Source organism: Gimesia aquarii (genome assembly GCF_007748195.1).
Classification (GTDB): domain Bacteria; phylum Planctomycetota; class Planctomycetia; order Planctomycetales; family Planctomycetaceae; genus Gimesia; species Gimesia aquarii.
On sequence record NZ_CP037920.1, the window covers coordinates 6,026,701 to 6,043,441 of the forward strand.

The 16,741-nt window shown below is 45.5% G+C and carries 17 protein-coding genes; 9 read left to right on the forward strand and 8 right to left on the reverse strand.

What is annotated here, in order from left to right:
* Positions 1 to 164: 164 nt before the first annotated feature.
* Positions 165 to 1,712 carry a sulfatase family protein gene (locus V144x_RS22965; RefSeq protein ID WP_144988572.1) on the reverse strand — a complete coding sequence of 516 codons (1,548 nt, stop codon included), beginning with the start codon at positions 1,710 to 1,712 and terminating at the stop codon, positions 165 to 167.
* Between the two features lie 10 nt (positions 1,713 to 1,722).
* On the reverse strand, positions 1,723 to 2,226 hold the full coding sequence (locus V144x_RS22970; RefSeq protein WP_144988574.1) for a hypothetical protein: 504 nt from the start codon (positions 2,224 to 2,226) through the stop codon (positions 1,723 to 1,725).
* 695 nt (positions 2,227 to 2,921) lie between these two features.
* Between V144x_RS22970 and V144x_RS22975 the strand changes: the two genes are divergently transcribed.
* From V144x_RS22975 to V144x_RS28845, 5 genes are all read left to right on the forward strand, one after another.
* Positions 2,922 to 5,543: an FAD-binding protein gene (locus V144x_RS22975; RefSeq protein WP_144988576.1), complete on the forward strand. Its 2,622-nt coding sequence runs from the start codon at positions 2,922 to 2,924 to the stop codon at positions 5,541 to 5,543.
* On the forward strand, positions 5,540 to 6,640 hold the full coding sequence (locus V144x_RS22980) for a hypothetical protein (protein ID WP_144988578.1): 1,101 nt from the start codon (positions 5,540 to 5,542) through the stop codon (positions 6,638 to 6,640). Before V144x_RS22975 ends, V144x_RS22980 begins: the two co-directional genes overlap by 4 nt.
* A 207-nt stretch (positions 6,641 to 6,847) precedes the next feature.
* Entirely contained in the window at positions 6,848 to 7,921 is a 1,074-nt protein-coding gene (locus tag V144x_RS22985) for a carbon-nitrogen hydrolase family protein (protein WP_144988580.1), read from the forward strand.
* 176 nt (positions 7,922 to 8,097) lie between these two features.
* Positions 8,098 to 8,304 (forward strand): hypothetical protein, encoded by a 207-nt coding sequence (locus tag V144x_RS22990; protein WP_144988582.1) that lies wholly within the window; start codon positions 8,098 to 8,100, stop codon positions 8,302 to 8,304.
* Between the two features lie 203 nt (positions 8,305 to 8,507).
* Positions 8,508 to 9,338 carry a Clp protease N-terminal domain-containing protein gene (locus V144x_RS28845; protein WP_232102612.1) on the forward strand — a complete coding sequence of 277 codons (831 nt, stop codon included), beginning with the start codon at positions 8,508 to 8,510 and terminating at the stop codon, positions 9,336 to 9,338.
* A gap of 97 nt (positions 9,339 to 9,435) precedes the next feature.
* On the opposite strand, the gene V144x_RS23005 is transcribed toward V144x_RS28845, so the two are convergent.
* Positions 9,436 to 10,275, reverse strand: coding sequence for an SDR family NAD(P)-dependent oxidoreductase (locus tag V144x_RS23005; protein WP_144988584.1), 840 nt, complete (start codon positions 10,273 to 10,275; stop codon positions 9,436 to 9,438).
* A gap of 125 nt (positions 10,276 to 10,400) precedes the next feature.
* Between V144x_RS23005 and V144x_RS23010 the strand changes: the two genes are divergently transcribed.
* Positions 10,401 to 10,739 carry a winged helix-turn-helix transcriptional regulator gene (locus V144x_RS23010; protein WP_144988586.1) on the forward strand — a complete coding sequence of 113 codons (339 nt, stop codon included), beginning with the start codon at positions 10,401 to 10,403 and terminating at the stop codon, positions 10,737 to 10,739.
* Positions 10,740 to 10,933: 194 nt separating this feature from the next.
* Positions 10,934 to 11,419, forward strand: coding sequence for a hypothetical protein (locus V144x_RS23015; RefSeq protein ID WP_144988588.1), 486 nt, complete (start codon positions 10,934 to 10,936; stop codon positions 11,417 to 11,419).
* A gap of 107 nt (positions 11,420 to 11,526) precedes the next feature.
* Here the strand turns inward: V144x_RS23015 and V144x_RS23020 are convergent, their stop codons facing one another.
* Positions 11,527 to 11,766 carry a hypothetical protein gene (locus V144x_RS23020; RefSeq protein WP_144988590.1) on the reverse strand — a complete coding sequence of 80 codons (240 nt, stop codon included), beginning with the start codon at positions 11,764 to 11,766 and terminating at the stop codon, positions 11,527 to 11,529.
* A 146-nt stretch (positions 11,767 to 11,912) separates the two neighbouring features.
* On the reverse strand, positions 11,913 to 12,728 hold the full coding sequence (locus tag V144x_RS23025) for a polysaccharide lyase (protein ID WP_144988592.1): 816 nt from the start codon (positions 12,726 to 12,728) through the stop codon (positions 11,913 to 11,915).
* Between the two features lie 170 nt (positions 12,729 to 12,898).
* On the opposite strand from V144x_RS23025, the gene V144x_RS23030 reads away from it, so the two are divergent.
* The gene (locus tag V144x_RS23030; RefSeq protein ID WP_144988594.1) at positions 12,899 to 13,300 is read left to right on the forward strand and encodes a hypothetical protein; all 402 of its coding nucleotides are present in this window, start codon (positions 12,899 to 12,901) and stop codon (positions 13,298 to 13,300) included.
* Positions 13,301 to 13,483: 183 nt separating this feature from the next.
* Here the strand turns inward: V144x_RS23030 and V144x_RS23035 are convergent, their stop codons facing one another.
* Positions 13,484 to 13,942: a hypothetical protein gene (locus tag V144x_RS23035; RefSeq protein ID WP_144988596.1), complete on the reverse strand. Its 459-nt coding sequence runs from the start codon at positions 13,940 to 13,942 to the stop codon at positions 13,484 to 13,486.
* A 340-nt stretch (positions 13,943 to 14,282) separates the two neighbouring features.
* Between V144x_RS23035 and V144x_RS23040 the strand changes: the two genes are divergently transcribed.
* A complete protein-coding gene (locus V144x_RS23040) occupies positions 14,283 to 15,353 on the forward strand; it encodes an alpha/beta hydrolase (RefSeq protein WP_144988598.1) in 1,071 nt (356 codons plus the stop codon).
* A gap of 138 nt (positions 15,354 to 15,491) precedes the next feature.
* Here the strand turns inward: V144x_RS23040 and V144x_RS23045 are convergent, their stop codons facing one another.
* Complete coding sequence (locus tag V144x_RS23045) at positions 15,492 to 16,073, reverse strand: hypothetical protein (protein WP_144988600.1); 582 nt, start codon at positions 16,071 to 16,073, stop codon at positions 15,492 to 15,494.
* A gap of 242 nt (positions 16,074 to 16,315) precedes the next feature.
* Positions 16,316 to 16,735 (reverse strand): hypothetical protein, encoded by a 420-nt coding sequence (locus tag V144x_RS23050; protein ID WP_144988602.1) that lies wholly within the window; start codon positions 16,733 to 16,735, stop codon positions 16,316 to 16,318.
* Positions 16,736 to 16,741: the final 6 nt, after the last annotated feature.

Consider the following 16,741-nt stretch of genomic DNA (forward strand, 5'->3'; position numbering starts at 1 on the left):
CCTTTCCCCTCAAGCCTGACTCTTACAAGCTTCACTGATCAATGTGTCATCCACTATGAAACAATTTGGTGCGGACACAGAACTCATAGTACACCACTCCCAATCACAAAAAATCGTACCACACTGAATCAACCTGTCAACGGGGAGTCTCCTCACACTCGAAATCATTGCCCGCCGTTACTTCTCCCCTCGCGTACATATTGTTTGAGCAAGGCATGCATTTCCTTTACCTTCTTGAGGTGCTTGCGGGAGACGTCGGTGGTCTCTTCAGCATCGTTGCTCAGATCATGCAGCACAACAGAGACCGGGAAGTCGTCATCTATCACCTGCTCGGTGGTTTTCGGACCATTAACAGTCAGCTTAAACGCTCCCTTGCGGATGGCAAAAGTCCCCTTGCTGTTATTGTGCACGATTGCTTCATGAAACGACGCGGGACGCGCTTTTCCCGTCAGCGCTTTGAAGAAACTTTGGCCGTCTTCCGCAGTGTTCTGATCCAGATTGAGCTTCAACATCTCCGCCAAAGTAGGCAGAACATCATTGAATACAATCGTTGTCGAACAACGTCCACCTGCTTTGATTTTTTCCGGCCAGCGAACACAGAATGGCACCCGGTGTCCGCCTTCCAGTAAGCCCCCCTTCCAGCCTGCGAAAGGCCCGGTGCTGTCGTGCCCGTAAATAGCGGTATCCCCCCTGACCCAGCGTTGTCGATATCCCTTCGTCCGATTCACCGGCCCGTTATCACTGGTAAAAATGACCAGCGTGTTCTCTGCAATTCCAAGATCGGCAAGCTTGCGCAACAGCTTGCCAACATGGTGATCAAGTTCAACAACGAAATCTCCGTACGCTCCGGCGCGGCTCTTACCGACAAATTCCTTGTTAGGGACAATCGGATTATGCGGCGTGGTCATCGCGTAGTACAAAAAGAACGGCTGATCGGGCGAGGTACGGGTCGCCTGCTCGACGAACTCGCACGCCTTATTCGACAGAGTCGGCACAAGACGATCCATCGTGTATCCGTCAGCAATAATATTGTCATCCCGGCCATACCATTCGCCATACTTTTTTAATGCTTCCGATGAAGTCAGCGTGGGAATAACCGTCGTTCGGTTGTTCTCGATGAAGGCGGCGGGATTCATCTCCGCAGATCCAGCGGTGCCGAAGGAGTAATCGAACCCAAAGTCTTTGGGCCCTTTCAGTGCAGGTGAAGCGAAATCGATGTTTTGAAAATCCTGGTAGTTGGGATTAACGCGAATGTCTTCTCGCGCACTTTCATCGCGCAGCTTCCAATCGATTCCCTGATGCCACTTGCCCACCAACCCGGTCTGATACCCCGCCTCTTTGAGCACACTCGCAATCGTCTTGCGTCCCGGTTCAATCAGCGTGCCACCAAAGTTAGCCAGGTTCCCCCCCGATCCCAACCGGGTACGCCACATATACCGACCCGTTAACAGCCCATAGCGAGAAGGAACACAGTAAGACCCCGCGGCATGCGCATCAGTAAACACCAGACTCTCTTTCGCCAGCCGATCCAGATTAGGCGTGGGAATTCGACTGTCACGATTGTTGGCAGTCATATCACCATACCCCATGTCATCGGTGAGGATGATCACGACGTTAGGCCGATCTGTCTTACTCGCCGCCGAAACTTCTTGCGGTGTGGCAAGCGATGCCAAAATTAATAAACAGACCAGGGTGAATAAAATACTTCTCATGGTGTATTCCTCAGTTGACAGCAGCCGCTTTAAAAGTAGTGCTCACATTCAACCGCTTCCACAGACATTGATCATCAGATCGCTTAAATGATCGACGTCTGAAAGCGGCGTTTGTTCTCTCACTTATACAGGAAGCAGAGACCAGATGAAACACTCGCTCCATCACGCAGCCGCCGACGGGTGGACTCATTTCTTGCGCGAAAGCCGTTTTCTCAATACTGAATGTTTTTTCGCTTGCGGATCTGAGTAGTATAAAACCCACTCGTTTCAGCAAGATTTCCACCGGCAGCCCAAAAACCGCTTCCCGATCTTCACTACTTTTTGCACCGAAATTCACCTTAAAAGCGACAAAATCAGCTCCCAATCGGTCACGAATTAACCAACTCTCAGACAAAACTGCGCAAATCAGAAACTTGCCCACTCCGCCCCATTTGCAACGGTTGCCAAAACTCAAAGCACAAACCCTCCCCCAACCAGAACAAACACGCAACAAGATGAAAACCAAACACCACATTCCAGACACCTTCTTCACTGACAATCAAATAAACCAACCGCGCAGCAAGTACAAACACTCGCATACAAAAGATACAAATTCTGCGCGAAAAGATTCTATCTGATATCACCCGGCAACACAGAGATGAAAACTCGACAGTACTGTTTAAAAAGCAGTGAGCGAAATGGTATGGGAGGATGAGGTGCGGCAGGTTGCATCCGACATTCTCTTGAGTGAAGTCTCCTTCCTCGACACGCTTGTTAAAAAGAGGCCTGACTCGAATGGTACTGTCGAGTTTTAACATGTTTCAGGTGGTAAACTCAATTGGGAGGTTGACGTCTTTACTACTCCCTAGCTTAGAAGTTGTAAGCAACTCATTCCAATTTCCTGCAATCAATTATCTGGAAAGATGATAGTCCAGATGATTCCCATCATGATTCTTATTAAATTTGTAAAACTTTAGATTATTCGCGTGATATTGTGACCATTCTCCCGCCTTATTCAGTAACTCTACTCAAACGTATGTTCAAAAATTGAAATCGTTGTCTGATGGATGAAATCAACAAAGAAGAATCGAATGACAATTACTACTGCTTTATTCGAACTGTAGATGAATTTCTGTGAATATGTTACTGTCGTGAAGCATGTTAAGTGATCTGGCATACAATTCACTTCTTTAAGTTCAATCGAATTCAGCATAGAAATACGCTCTGAATATGACTCAAATCAAGAGGTTATCACAAACGCTTCCCGTAAGTTACCTTCTCCTTACATACTGGGGAAGAATCAGTCGTCTTTCCTACTTGAATGCTCAACTCTTCATCTGGCTCACATTTTACATTCTTTTTAATATTATTGATTATCTGCTGGGTTATTCTTTTACGATTATCATTTACCCACTTCTGTACTGGGTGTTGTTTTGCACTGCTGCAAAACGTTTGCATGATACAAACATATCGAGCTGGTTTTTGCTGGCAATGCTGATCCCGATTATTGGCCCTTTGTGGTTATTCTATCGATTGGTGTTGAAGAGGAGTTTTCGTCAAGATAATAAATACGGAACGGTTCCCGGTTCTACAGAAGATTATTTAACTAACGATGATGCGCAAGAAATTCCTCTTCTAAAAACAGATGAACGGATTGTGAATGATGTAACAGGATTAAACCCGATTATTGTTTCTCAAGTTATCAAACCTCAAACGATTGAGGAGATACAACATCTGGTCAAATCAACTAACCGAGCAATCTCTGTGGGAGGTGGTCGATTTAGCATGGGGGGGCAAACTGCCAGTCACCAAAGTTTGCATATCGACTTGCGTGGTATGAACAATGTTATTGAGTTCTCAAAAGAAAACAAAACAATCAAAGTACAAGCAGGGATTCGCTGGTGTGATATTCAGCAGAATATTGATGAGCACGATTTAAGCATCAAAATTATGCAAACATATGCGAACTTTACGGTGGGAGGTTCGTTGAGCGTGAATGCTCATGGCCGATATATGGGGCAGGGGCCGTTGATTCTGTCGGTCAATTCGATAGACATTGTTTTAGCAGACGGATCGCTGGTGCATGCAACTCCTGATGAAAACTCGGAGATATTTTACGGGGCGATTGGTGGCTACAACGGCCTGGGCATTATCGTTCAGGCAGAATTGCAATTATCAGACAATGTGAAAGTAAAAAGAGTATTGAAGAAAATGCCTCGCAATGAATACCACGACTATTTCACAGCAAATATCAGAGATAATCCCAAAGCGGTTTTTCATAATGCAGATATGTACCCGCCACACTACTTAAAGCTAAACTCAGGAACGTGGGAAGAGACTTCCGATAAACTGACTGTCGCAACACGTTTGATGCCGTTGAAAGATTCTTATCCGGTTGAACGATATTTTTTATGGGCATTTTCTGAGACACCATTTGGAAAATGGAGACGTGAACATATTATTGAGCCGATCTTCTTCTTCAAAAAACGAGTGCATTGGAAAAATTATGAAGCAGGGTACGACGTTGCAGAGCTAGAACCAAAATCAAGAATAGACCAGACTTATGTTTTGCTCGAATATTTTGTTCCGGTCAATCAGTTTGAGAAATTTTCTGGATTGATGGCAGAGATATTTCAACGGCATCGAGTGAATGTTATTAACGTTTCGGTCAGGCATGCTCAAGCAGACCCCGGCAGTTATCTGGCGTGGGCACGTGAAGAAGTTTTTGCGTTTGTTATTTATTACAAGCAAAGCACAGAAGAGAATGCCAGACATGCTGTTGCTGTTTGGACAAGAGAGTTAATTGATGCAGTCATTTCAGTCAATGGGACGTATTATCTGCCTTATCAGGTACATGCAACCCCTCAGCAATTCCACGTTGCCTACCCCAATGCAAAAAAGCTGTTTGCATTGAAAGACAAATTTGACCCCAACTTCAAATTTAGAAATATTATTTGGGACACCTATTACAAAACGGAGAAGAAGATGATGGTAGAAACAGAATCAGAATTTATTAAAGTGTTCTCAGACACAAAGTGGAGTGACAAATTTTATAAGTTTTTACAGGTCATTTTCCATCTTTATCCTGAAGATAAATTTCACCATCTGATCAAAAAATGCTGTGAAGAAAAAACAGACGATGAATCGATTTACAAATTAGTTCAAAGCAAACTTCCACAAATCAAACCTTTTTTTTCTCTACTTACATTGGCTTTGCCCGCATTAAAAAAACAAAAAAAAGAGATGACAAAACAGACGCTACAAATACTAGACAACAAAGCCCCCCTCAACGGCTACTTGGAAATTGGCTCCACGGGGCGGTACATCGGTCATTTAAAAAAACACCATTCAGTCAATGGAAACATATATTTAATGAATGATCGTGCTCCTGATAATTCAATTGGTGAAATTTTTGAAAGAGGTCAACTCAAGCAAATTGGAACATTTTTTGACCTTGATTATGATCCGATTAAAGAAGAACAAATACCAAGCGAGAGCTTAGATGTTGTCACTTGCTTTATCGGGTTACATCACTGTCCCGAGGAAAAACTGGAAGCCTTTGTGAAATCGATTGTCCGTATTTTGCGACCAGGTGGAAAATTCATCATGCGCGATCATGATGTGACAACTCCAGAGATGGCGACATTTGTTTCTCTTGTACATACCGTTTTTAATTTGGGATTGAATGAAACATGGGAATTCAATAATGATGAATACCGTAGTTTTAAATCGATTGATGACTGGTGTCAGTATTTGTCTCAATTTGGGTTTGTAGATTCTGGTAAGCGTATTTTGCAAGAAAACGATCCTTCGGACAATACTTTAGTTCTACTTACGAAAGAGTCCACATGAAAAGACTCACAATATTTAATCTAATCTGTTTAGTATTAGCAGCATTTATCTTCCTCTTAAAAGGGGATGATCAATCGACAAACCTGGCAGGTGTGGGGCTGGTTGTTAATAAAGCATGGCTTGTTGAAAACAAAAACGTGCAAACTCCTGAGCCAGACAAAAGACCTGCTGACCAGACTTTTTTAACCTATCCAGAATGGTTTTTGGTCTTCAGCCCTGTCGAACAAGCGGATTACTATCAATCACACACTTCAACAACATTCCCAATTATCAAACATATTCACCAGGTTTGGGATGGTTACGAAGTTGTTAGCGATCAAATTGAAGAAGATTTTGAATATAACGACGACTACCATACCATGATTAAGGTGATCAGCATCAGCACAACAATTGAATATGGATTAAAAGCCTGGTACGAAAAAATTGTGGGCAGGGTGACAGACACTCATCCCCATGAAGCACTTACCGAGGAAGACCAATTTAACGGTAAGTTCACTCGTGATTACTCAAATTTTTTAGGAGCACAACCCTGGTACGAATTTGACTTCACCTCTCGATTAATCAGCTTATGGACGGAAACAAGTTTTTTTGGTCCTCATTTAATGAGAAAGGCAGAAAGAAGATACTTTTTGACAACCGAGTTGTTATGCAAAATTGCATATGCAAAGTTGATCAAAATGGGAACGCAGTCAATGTACGAAAAACCGGTTCTCACGACTGTTATTGTTCTCGATAAATCGCCTGAAGGAATTAAAGGTGATTCTGCTATTGAAGAGATTGGTAAAACAGAAGGCGGTGACACGATAGTGAGAGTTCCCCGATATGCTGAATTTACTCCTGCAGCAGTTCAGCTTGCCAAGGCTGGTTTATCATTTAAAGAAATTGCAGGCAATAATTCAGCAATTTTGCTAACGGTACTTACCCCGCAAGAATACAAGTTTAAAGATGAAACTGTCCAGGTGATTTTTGAACAACTAATCACAACAAAGGAAAACCAAAAAAGAGTTGCGGTTGTTACCACAGTTCCTCATCTTAGTGCTCTGCTTGTTCAACTTGTGGACAACAACATTACAATTGAGCATATTTATGATTATTGAATGAATTCAAGAAACAGTAAAGGGGTCAGACCCACTGCTGTTTCCTAATACAGTTGAACCTTTCGGAAAACCGTGACTTTGTATATTCTTGATTATGTCTGGTTATGTCTTACTGAAGTACGTGGGAATACGACTTGCGAGATCTCGGATGTAGAATTTGCGGGTGCAACATGAACGATCGCTGTAGCGGCGTGTGGAGGACTCTAGATGGGTGATCATTATCCGACGGTGCGTTTGGCTGCAGCGCAGGCTTCACCGGTTTTCTTAGACCGTGAGCGGTCTACTGAGAAGGCCGTGGCCCTCATCGCCGAGGCAGCTCAACAGAAGGCTCAACTTATCGCGTTCGGCGAGGCCTGGTTACCTGGCTATCCATGGTGGATCTATCTGGGATCACCCATGTATTCAGCCCCATTTACACAACAGCTCTATGCCAACGCAGTGAAGATTCCGAGCGACACGATCACGCAATTATGCGACGCTGCCCGCGAGAATCATATTTACGTCGTGATGGGACTGACCGAACTCTCCGGCGGGAGTCTCTATCTGGCTCAGATCACGATTGCACCGTCGGGAGAATTGATCGGTCACCGCAGAAAGCTCAAGCCAACGCATGCGGAGCGTACCATCTGGGGAGAGGGTGATGGCAGCGATCTGTTCGTCTTGCCCACGGACCTTGGCCAGGTCGGCTCGCTGAATTGCTGGGAGCACTTGCAGCCACTCACTCGTTACGCGATGAACTGCTTCAACGAACAAATCCACATTGCCGCCTGGCCCGCCTTCTGTCTTTATACAGGAACCTTGTACTCGTTTAGTGGCGAAGCCAGCGTTGCCATCTCGCGCAGCTACGCACTGGAAACGCAGACCTTTGTGATTCATGTTGGCGGGTTGTGTGATCAGGCGACACTCGACCTGCTCGCCGACGACGATGAGAAACGCACGCTGCTGCGTGTCGGCGGAGGGATCTCTCAGGTAATCGATCCCAACGGGGAGACGATTGCAGGTCCGCTGGGCGATAACGAAGAGGGAATCCTCATCGCCGATTGCGAAATGTCGAAGATTCCTGCCGCCAAGATGGCAAACGACCCGGCCGGCCATTACGCGCGTGCCGATGTCACGCAGCTACTACTGAACCGAAGCCCCCGGCGACCGGTGGTTTTTAAGGACCCGGAATTTCAATCGCTCGCTGCTGATAGACTTCACGGTAACATTGCGGACGACGATGATTCTGCCGAGGTCCAACAAAACGAGTTCTCTGCGGAAGAGTCCGAGAAGAACAAGTAAAGCAAAGGACTTTAAAGCGATCAGCCAGACAACGTTACATGACACATAAATCAAAGAGAGACTTGCCCCCTCAATTACTTCTCAAATTCTACCGTGACTGGGTGATACCAAAATAATTCAGTTTAATGATAAGTTGGGCCTTAAAGAATGAATGCTTTTCACAAAAGATATCTGTTATGGGTGCTTGGAACGACGGCACCGATATACACGATGATCACCGTTCTCATGCCGAAGGGCTTTGCTGGTGTGCCCTGGATGCTACTAGTGACGGCTATTTTTCTCCTCATGTTTCTAGCGCTCCTTGGCTTCGAATCGTCTCCCATCTGGAACGGTTTGATCGCATTTCTCTTCTGGCTCCCAATGATAGTGATACATCTTCATAATCCAGGAACGGTGGCCATTTCACGCGGGGAAGTACATAAAGGTGTTATTGAGATTTTGACGATCGGCGCTATTCATGCATTGATTCAATTTACGGCTCGGTACATCATTAATATAAAAAATAATAAACTACACACAGAGAAGCATTAAAGGAATAAAACCTTCAAATCGATCTTGGAGTGAACCATTAAAGCAGAGGTGAACTTTGTACGAACGATTTTCCAACCGAGCAAAAAAAGTGATAAACCTGGCTCACAAGGAAAGCCAACAGTCCAATCACGAACACATTAGTACCGAAGATATTTTGTTAGGTTTGACTAGTGAAGGATCGGGAGTTGCTGCCGTCACTCTTAAAAATTTTAATCTTACTTTTCGTCGTATCCGAATGGAAATTAAAAAACATAAACAAGCGGTGCCTCGAGCATCAGACGAGAAGAAAGTCATCGAAAACGCGATGGAAGAAGCCCGTCTTCTTAAGCACAACTACGTGGGAACAGAGCATTTACTCTTAGGGCTTTTGCGGGAAGAAGATTGTTTAACAGTTAAAGTTTTACGTGACCTGAGACTGAGTATTGAAGAAATTCGGAATGAAGTATTGAATCTCCTCGATCTGCGAAATGTTTATGAACGATTTACTAACCAAGCAAAAAAAGTGATGAACCTGGCTTACCACGAAAGCCAACTGTTCGGTCACGAACACATTGGTACCGACGATATTTTGTTAGGTTTGATTAGTGAGGGATCGGGACTTGCTGCCGTGATTCTTAATAACTGTAATCTTACTTTTCGTCGTATCCGAATGGAAATTAAAAAACACAAACAAGTGGTGCCTCAAGCATCAGAGGTGAAGAAAGTCGTCGAAAACGCGATGGAAGAGGTTCGAACCCTTAAGTATAACTATTTAGGAACTGAGCATTTACTCCTAGGGCTTTTGCGGGAAGAAGATTGTTTAGCAGTTACAGTTTTACAGGACCTGGGACTGAGTATTGAAGAAATTCGGAATGAAGTATTGAATTTCCTCGGTCATGGTTTGTAAATGTTTAAGCGATCAGACCGCATACTTGCTCAGCAAGTATTTTAATTTGAATATAACGCGATTCACGTTGCCAAGGTTCTGAAGGCTATGGGATACACTACGTGACATCATCAGCGACGGACTCCGATTTCGTTTTCGTCTCGGCACTCGTGCTGGCCATGCCATGCATCACATGGCCCATGATCTTTACTTTTGCCCACCGCGGCAAACCGATCATCACATAGACAAGGAGTTTAGAAAGAAAACCAGGCAATACGGTGTGCCGTCGACCAAGTTTCCTAAGCGTGTTGATGGCCACTGATTCCGCAGTCATTGCCATTCCCATTTTCAGTTTCGCGCGATCGGCAAACCCGCTTGAGGTAGGGCCGGGAGCGGTGGTCAAGACGTCGATTCCGTGCGGGCTTAGTTCAACGCTTAACGCTTCCCCCAAATTTTGAATGTATGCCTTCGTTGCCGAATAGTGTGCCGCGTTTGGTGCCCCTTGAAATCCAACAATCGAGCTGAACAGGATGATGCCGCTCTTGGTACGTTCTTGAAATCGGATCGCGAAATGATGGACCTGTTTCAAGACTGCCAGACAGTTGACGTCAGCCATGTTCAATTCTTCGTCTAGCTGAGACTCGATAAACTTCCCCGAAGTCCCAAAACCCGCGGCGGCAACTAACAGCCCCACTTCCAAGTCTTGTGTTTGCGCTATGAGACGCTGGAACGATTCTGGATCGGATAGATCGGTGGCGACAAGACGGGTCTCGATCTTAAATTCATTCTCCAGGTCACGACACATCTTCGACAGGATCGACTCTTGCCGGGCAACAAGCACAAGATTCAAACCTTCTTCAGCCAGGCAGACTGCCATGGCTTGTCCAATTCCCGACGACGCACCTGTGACAACAGCCCATGGCCCGTAAACGTGTAGCGAATTGTTTCTTGAAGACATGGCAACTCCCCCCAATGTGGCTCGATCTGGTACTTGCAAATTGCAAGTACTAATAGTTGCATTATGCAAGTATACAGATTATAGTCAATAGACGTTCTGAGAAATTTCGAGACAAAGGGGAAATCATGAAAGAGAAAAGGTCTTGCTGTCCCGTTGCCTGTTCGCTTGACCTGATTGGCGACAAGTGGACGCTGCTGATTGTTCGAGACCTCTTGTTAGGACGATCGCATTTCAAGGAATTCGTGAGTTCTCCGGAAAAAATTGCCACCAATATTTTGACGGATCGGCTCACCAAGCTTGTCAAACATGGCCTCGCCGAAAAGTTTCCTTCGCCATCGGTCTCAGGAAAGGACGCTTATCGGCTCACAAAAAAGGGCAAGACACTGCGGCCAGTCATAGAAGCGATCGCGAATTGGGGTTTGAAAAATCTAGAAGGCACGGAAATGCGATTAGCGGAGAAATGAGCTTCTATGCGCAAATAAAGGTGTCAGACATCTTTATTATCCTCCAGTCGATGGTATCTTAGGAATCCCATTAGGATTGAAAGCCTCACACGATTGTCTGCCGACACAATTTCTGCAGACCATAATTGACGAACTCAAACTGCTTGGGCATAATTATTTTGTCAACAATTACTCTGGCCAACTCAAGTAATCCTATGAATGATTCTGATGACAAAACGAAGTTTGACGATACCCGATGGGACGACAATTTTGAGAGCTTCGTCGCAAAGCGCACTCACGATGGTCGCAAAATCGATTTCACCTTCGATACGCAACAAACACGTTCCGACGAATTACTGGCAAAACTAACACCAGCGGCTCACCATATATGGATGGCACGCCAATCCTGGTTCAAGAAGTTTCGAGATTTTGTGGCGAGTGATCGTCTTTCACAGTTCAATACTTTGTTGAACCAGGAAGACCCGCCACTGTCGATAACGGCTAAGCAGATACGTGATTCTTTGGTTTGTCCATATATGATTACAATTCGCCCTCTTGACGACTTTGATCATCTTCGGATCGACTTCCACGGTGGCGGAAATGACTGGGGCGGCAAGGACGAACGACTCTCGGACTACCATGTTGAAGCCTCTGCGACACTGGAAGAAGGTTTCGATGATGCGACAATTTACACATATTGAATCATGTCGGGTAACCATCGTTTTTTTATTCAAATCAAAGAACAACTCCACTACCGCTTTCCCAACTCTATAGCTACTAGTATCACCTGTTTGTCGTATTACTGATTTCAGCTATCGCTCTTTTTCTTGTTGCGTCGCTCCAGGTATTGTCCAGCCCACATGACCCCAAATATTCCGATACAGACAACAACTCCAACAATCAATGCTCGAATAAAATCATGTGAACGATACAAGATAAATCCAAAGGCAATGAGTCCCAGCAACGCACCGCCTGTAATCGGTGACATTTGCTTATTCAAAGCCGAATCTTTCGGATCATGACGACTACTTTCTTTCTCTTCCGTCATTGCGTTAAATCCAATCAATTATTTTTTACCGTATTACTACATTACTACTTTGGTCCAAAGGAAAGCTCAAAAAGTTAGCCCTTCATACTAACTACCGGGCATTATCCAGGCAAAAACAACATGAATCAAGCCAATACAAACGATTGTTATCTGCCCGAACGTTGTTTCGAATCGATACTTTGCGTCGAGATGTCGCTCAACAGTGTAAAGCTGGGGCGTCGTGGAGCCCACGATTTGTTGCTGCCTCCATAAAATGTCTCAAAGCGCAGACTGTCAACAAGAATCTCGCTCGTTGCCCGCCATTCCATGTCAGAGCGATTGACGACATGTCGGAATTTGCGGGTTGAGGCATTACCAATCCAGACGTCCAATGTGCCATTGGCGTGACCGGGCGTATTCATGCCGACTCTGAGCCGCACCAGCACAGGTTTTCCTCGCTGAAAACGAACGTCAGCTGGAAAAGGAAAACTCTCTCCATATTTTCCCGTTTGATTCATGTGGTAAATATACGCTTCGCCGCGACCATTCGCCCGCCACATGAGCCTGGCGGAAAACCCATTCGTCCCATTTGCCCGATTACCACCGGTCACAGACTTGGGGCCTCCACATAATCCGGGTAACTTGCCACCTTTGACCCAGTCGAAATCCTTGCTGAATTGAACCTTGTAATTCAGTTCCACGACTTCCGACGGCTGAATCGGCGAACGCCATCCGACGCCTCCCTTCTCAGGGCCAATTTCGCCTACCACATAATCCACCCGATACGCGGCTGCCCCGTTGAACTTCACAATCGAAAGATGTCCCTCACGGACACCATCTTCGTACTGACAACCGGGCCAATCTCGCTTCCATTTGCTCACCGTGTAAACGCCGAAATCGGGACGGATCACGACCTTCTGAATCTCTTGTGCCAGCGCAGGTTGGGCAAGCAACAGCATCAGTAAGACAACGGCAACACGCATACTCGGCCTCAGTAGATCATTTGGGCAACGAAAAGGAGTCAGAACCCCATAATCTCTGACCGATACTCTTAAATGGGGTTTTGATATTTATAACGAGATATTAACCTGTAGATATAATTAACGGTCAGCAGGTTAATAACAAGTTATGTTGACGAGGAACTCTTGAAATAATGTCGCCAAAAACTTTTTCAGTGCGTATTATTGGCTTCACCGCGGTCATTGGCGGCTTTTTCGGGATTTATTACTTGCTAGCGACACCACTTGCGATTGCACACATCGAACACCTGGGTGGTTCGGTTCTTCACGACACCGCTTGGTGCGCAACGGTCTACGAAAAGGTCTATCTCAACGACACTACAGCTACAGATGACGATCTAAGATATGTTCGTCAGCTTCAGCCATACCGAGGTATATACCTAAGGAACACGAGCATCACGGATGATGGGCTCAAACATTTACACGGTCTCGAGGTTTACGAAATCGACCTGACTGGAACAAATATTTCTGATTCCGCAGTCGATGAATTTCTTTCCACAATTCCAGCTGACTTTAATTGTCAAATCAAACGTTAACCGTAGTATGACAAAAATATTCACCGCCGATTGGCCTGCTTCCTCTCCACTCCAAGAGGTAAATCACAATTCCAGCCTTACATCAGTGAATCATTAGCGACTGAGAATGGTAATGGGGTCAGATCAATTCAAAGCCGCCCCAATTTGGGCGGCTTATCTATTGATGGAGAAGTACGCCGTGAGTCAGAGTTCCGATTGCTGTGGCGTGCGGGTCCAATAGAAGTAGGTCTGTAGCTCACCGGGTTGATCCCAGTCCATTTTCCAGATCACACGGCAGCGCCAGATCTTCTGCTGGAGTGCTATTCCCAGCGTTTCGTAGATTGCCGAACCATAGTGCCCGGCCTCCTGGACGTTTCCCAGAATCAGGTGCGTTCCTGCTGGCACATTGAATTCTCGAATATGGACTCCACGTCCAATCGGTCCCCAATCTTCAATACCTGTCGTCGCATCGGTCACATCGTTGTCGAGAATCTTATGAGAGGTAACGGAGAGTTCGTTTCCACAATGATAGGGCAAGCGTGACTCTCTTGCAGCAGCTTCATTTCTAACGGAACTGCTCCGAAGTTCGCCTCGGAATTCCTGTCCCAGTAAGAAAACACCCGTGCCTAATAGACCTGTCCGAATGGCGTCTCGTCGTTCCATGTTTCTCTCCCAATTTTTTGAAGTACGGAAATTGATCCTGGTATTTATAAGACGATCAGGTTTCGTGATTGTTCCCAAAAAATTGAAGTCTTTATGAACTGGTTCACTGATAATGCCCCCTGATGTGAACGACTTATCCAGACAAGCAAAGGAGGCCAGCCCCCTTCTCAGCTTGCAATCCTTCGTTTGATCCCGTTCGAACTGGTTCACGAATCATAACAGGCAACTGGAAAGGACTTTATCCTTGATCCGGGGTAGGCACCTCAAATAGAATCATGTGGTAGAATTAACAAGAGTTCGATGCTGATACAAATCTCAAAACAGAAAACGAGTCACAGAAATGATGCACATTCCCACTGTTCCGTTTGGCTTACGAATCCTCGTTTTATGTAGTGCAGTATTGCTGTTTCAATCTGTGTGGGCTGCAGATGAAAAACCGCAGGCCGACGAACGTCTGCAAAAATTATTGAAGCGATTTCCGGCGGCCGACAAAAACAAAGATGGCACCCTCACGCGCGCCGAAGCAATAGAATACCGCAACAACATCAGAGGTGTGAATGGCAATGGCGTCAAGCCGACCTTGGGAGATATGAAATACGGCGATCACGCGCGGAACGTGCTCGACTTCTATCAAGCGAAGTCTGACCAGCCGACTCCGCTGGTGATTTACATTCATGGCGGCGGTTTTGTAGGCGGTAGTAAGCGAATGAATCCCCGACAGCTTCAGAAGTTCCTCGATGCCGGCATCAGTGTTGCCGCGATTCACTACCGCTTTATTAATGGTAAAGACATCCTGCTTCCCGAACCGCAGCGCGACGGTGCGCGGGCCGTTCAGTTTCTGCGCAGCAAAGCGAAGGAATGGAACATCGATCCGAAACGGGTTGCCTGTTACGGCGGTTCTGCCGGGGCCGGAATTTCGATGTGGATTGGTTTTCACGATGATCTCGCCGATCCAAAAAGCGACGATCCCGTCGAACGCGAATCAACCCGCATTCAGGCCATCGGCACCTTTGGCGGACAAAGCACCTATGATCCGATCAAGATCAAAGCGCTGATCGGCGGACGGGCCTGGGAACATCCCTCAATCTTCAAAGCCTACGGCGTCGAGACCGCAGAAGAGGCACTGCACCCAACACCGGAACAACAGAAACGGTACAATGAGTCCTCAGCAATCACCCACCTGACAAAAGAGGACCCGCCGTTGTACATGGTCTATAGTGAAGCCGACGGCCCCCTGCCCGAGAACGCACGGCCCGGCCAGGGCATTCATCACCCCAACTTCGGCCGCGATCTGGTCAAAAAAATGAATGAACTGCAGATCGAAAACGTGTTCGTCTACAAACCCAAAGACCGCGACCCCCACCGCGAAATGCTGGAGTTCTTCCAAAAACAGTTCGCAAAGGTGGAATAAAAGAGTGGGATATTTAGTCGGAACTGGAAATAAAAAGGGCAGACACTATACTGCCTGCCAAATAATCTTTTTTAGGCGTTTTTTAAATAAGAGAACGATCATCATTTGTCATACTTGGAGATGTACTTGACCAGCTACTTATTTCATCGGAGGAATTAATAAAATCGTTCCTGTCCAGCCCAATTGATCTACCTTAAAAACATCTCCGGCCTTAAACCTTCTTTTCACGATAACCATACGTTCTTTCTTTTTACTTGTATAAGAAAAGAAAGCATCTTGATCCAAAATCCAGCCGGTCATTTTTTTCGCAGCCTCTTTGAGTGATTCAGCTTGAATGGCTGCATAGATAAAGCCATCACTAGTTACATTCACTTTCATGTCAGCATAATCACCACCATTTTTTTGTGTGAAACGCCAACCTGCAAATTTTCGAGGGATGTCGTCTAATTTATAATTTCGATTTGAAAATGCTTTCAGCCCATTTGAAAATTCTTCTACCTGGTAACCGGTGCCCGAGACGACAAACGTAGCATCGAGTGATTTCACGAGCGATACAACGGAACCTGATGGAGGAATAATTCCTTTGGAAAGAAATTCTTTCCTCTCGCCACGAAGTTGATTTGCTCTACTGATCTCACCTCGGCTAGTGTATTTGCGGATGGCTTTGTCATATGCGGCAAGAAGCTGTTTTCGTGCTTCACTAACCTTTTTTTCATACATAATTTTTGCACGATTCAGAGATGCGTCCGAAGTATCACCATATAGAAACGAGTGACTCGTTAAAGCTACCAATATCATTACCAGTCGAAGAACCATCTTACCTCCCTCTGCTATATTGGAACCCTCAAGAAAAACTGTACAAATGTAATCGTATAAGGTAATCATCAGTAAGGCAAGCAGAACGGAGGAGGAGAAAACCAAAAGAAAAAAGGGTTGAAATCTTAAACACAAGTTGGTGCCTGTTATGTTGGTGCTTGTGAGCTAGAAATGGATTTGCTTCCACTGGGTGAAAGGCTGTCAGCACGATCAACGATCTGTCGTAACGTTTCTTCTGCGCTCGGATCGTTTTTCCAGATCTCGTAAGCGACATTCAGGGCAATCTGCATTGGAGGATGTGTTTCATATTGACTCACCAACCTGGTTAATACCTCTTGATCATAATTCGCAAGCCGCAACTCCTCTTGTGCATTGGCAAATTCCACACTATTTTTCGTTTCATCAATAAATTCGTTGATGACCTTCTCTACGATGGGCATCATTCCAGGAATTGCCTGTAGCATATAGTGGTTCCGGCACCCCTGAATATCACCAAGCGTTTTTTTCAATCTGACTTTAATCTGTCCTGCTTCACCTTCGACAAAGTCGTTTTCACTATGAATCATGATCGT

Bases quoted from the DNA above. Each gene is read 5' to 3' on its own strand.
- V144x_RS22965 (WP_144988572.1), bottom strand. From the start codon at position 1,712: ATGAGAAGTATTTTATTCACCCTGGTCTGTTTATTAATTTTGGCATCG.
- V144x_RS22970 (WP_144988574.1), bottom strand. From the start codon at position 2,226: ATGTGGTGTTTGGTTTTCATCTTGTTGCGTGTTTGTTCTGGTTGGGGG.
- V144x_RS22975 (WP_144988576.1), top strand. From the start codon at position 2,922: ATGACTCAAATCAAGAGGTTATCACAAACGCTTCCCGTAAGTTACCTT.
- V144x_RS22980 (WP_144988578.1), top strand. From the start codon at position 5,540: ATGAAAAGACTCACAATATTTAATCTAATCTGTTTAGTATTAGCAGCA.
- V144x_RS22985 (WP_144988580.1), top strand. From the start codon at position 6,848: ATGGGTGATCATTATCCGACGGTGCGTTTGGCTGCAGCGCAGGCTTCA.
- V144x_RS22990 (WP_144988582.1), top strand. From the start codon at position 8,098: ATGGGTGCTTGGAACGACGGCACCGATATACACGATGATCACCGTTCT.
- V144x_RS23005 (WP_144988584.1), bottom strand. From the start codon at position 10,275: ATGTCTTCAAGAAACAATTCGCTACACGTTTACGGGCCATGGGCTGTT.
- V144x_RS23010 (WP_144988586.1), top strand. From the start codon at position 10,401: ATGAAAGAGAAAAGGTCTTGCTGTCCCGTTGCCTGTTCGCTTGACCTG.
- V144x_RS23015 (WP_144988588.1), top strand. From the start codon at position 10,934: ATGAATGATTCTGATGACAAAACGAAGTTTGACGATACCCGATGGGAC.
- V144x_RS23020 (WP_144988590.1), bottom strand. From the start codon at position 11,766: ATGACGGAAGAGAAAGAAAGTAGTCGTCATGATCCGAAAGATTCGGCT.
- V144x_RS23025 (WP_144988592.1), bottom strand. From the start codon at position 12,728: ATGCGTGTTGCCGTTGTCTTACTGATGCTGTTGCTTGCCCAACCTGCG.
- V144x_RS23030 (WP_144988594.1), top strand. From the start codon at position 12,899: ATGTCGCCAAAAACTTTTTCAGTGCGTATTATTGGCTTCACCGCGGTC.
- V144x_RS23035 (WP_144988596.1), bottom strand. From the start codon at position 13,942: ATGGAACGACGAGACGCCATTCGGACAGGTCTATTAGGCACGGGTGTT.
- V144x_RS23040 (WP_144988598.1), top strand. From the start codon at position 14,283: ATGATGCACATTCCCACTGTTCCGTTTGGCTTACGAATCCTCGTTTTA.
- V144x_RS23045 (WP_144988600.1), bottom strand. From the start codon at position 16,073: ATGTATGAAAAAAAGGTTAGTGAAGCACGAAAACAGCTTCTTGCCGCA.
- V144x_RS23050 (WP_144988602.1), bottom strand. From the start codon at position 16,735: ATGATTCATAGTGAAAACGACTTTGTCGAAGGTGAAGCAGGACAGATT.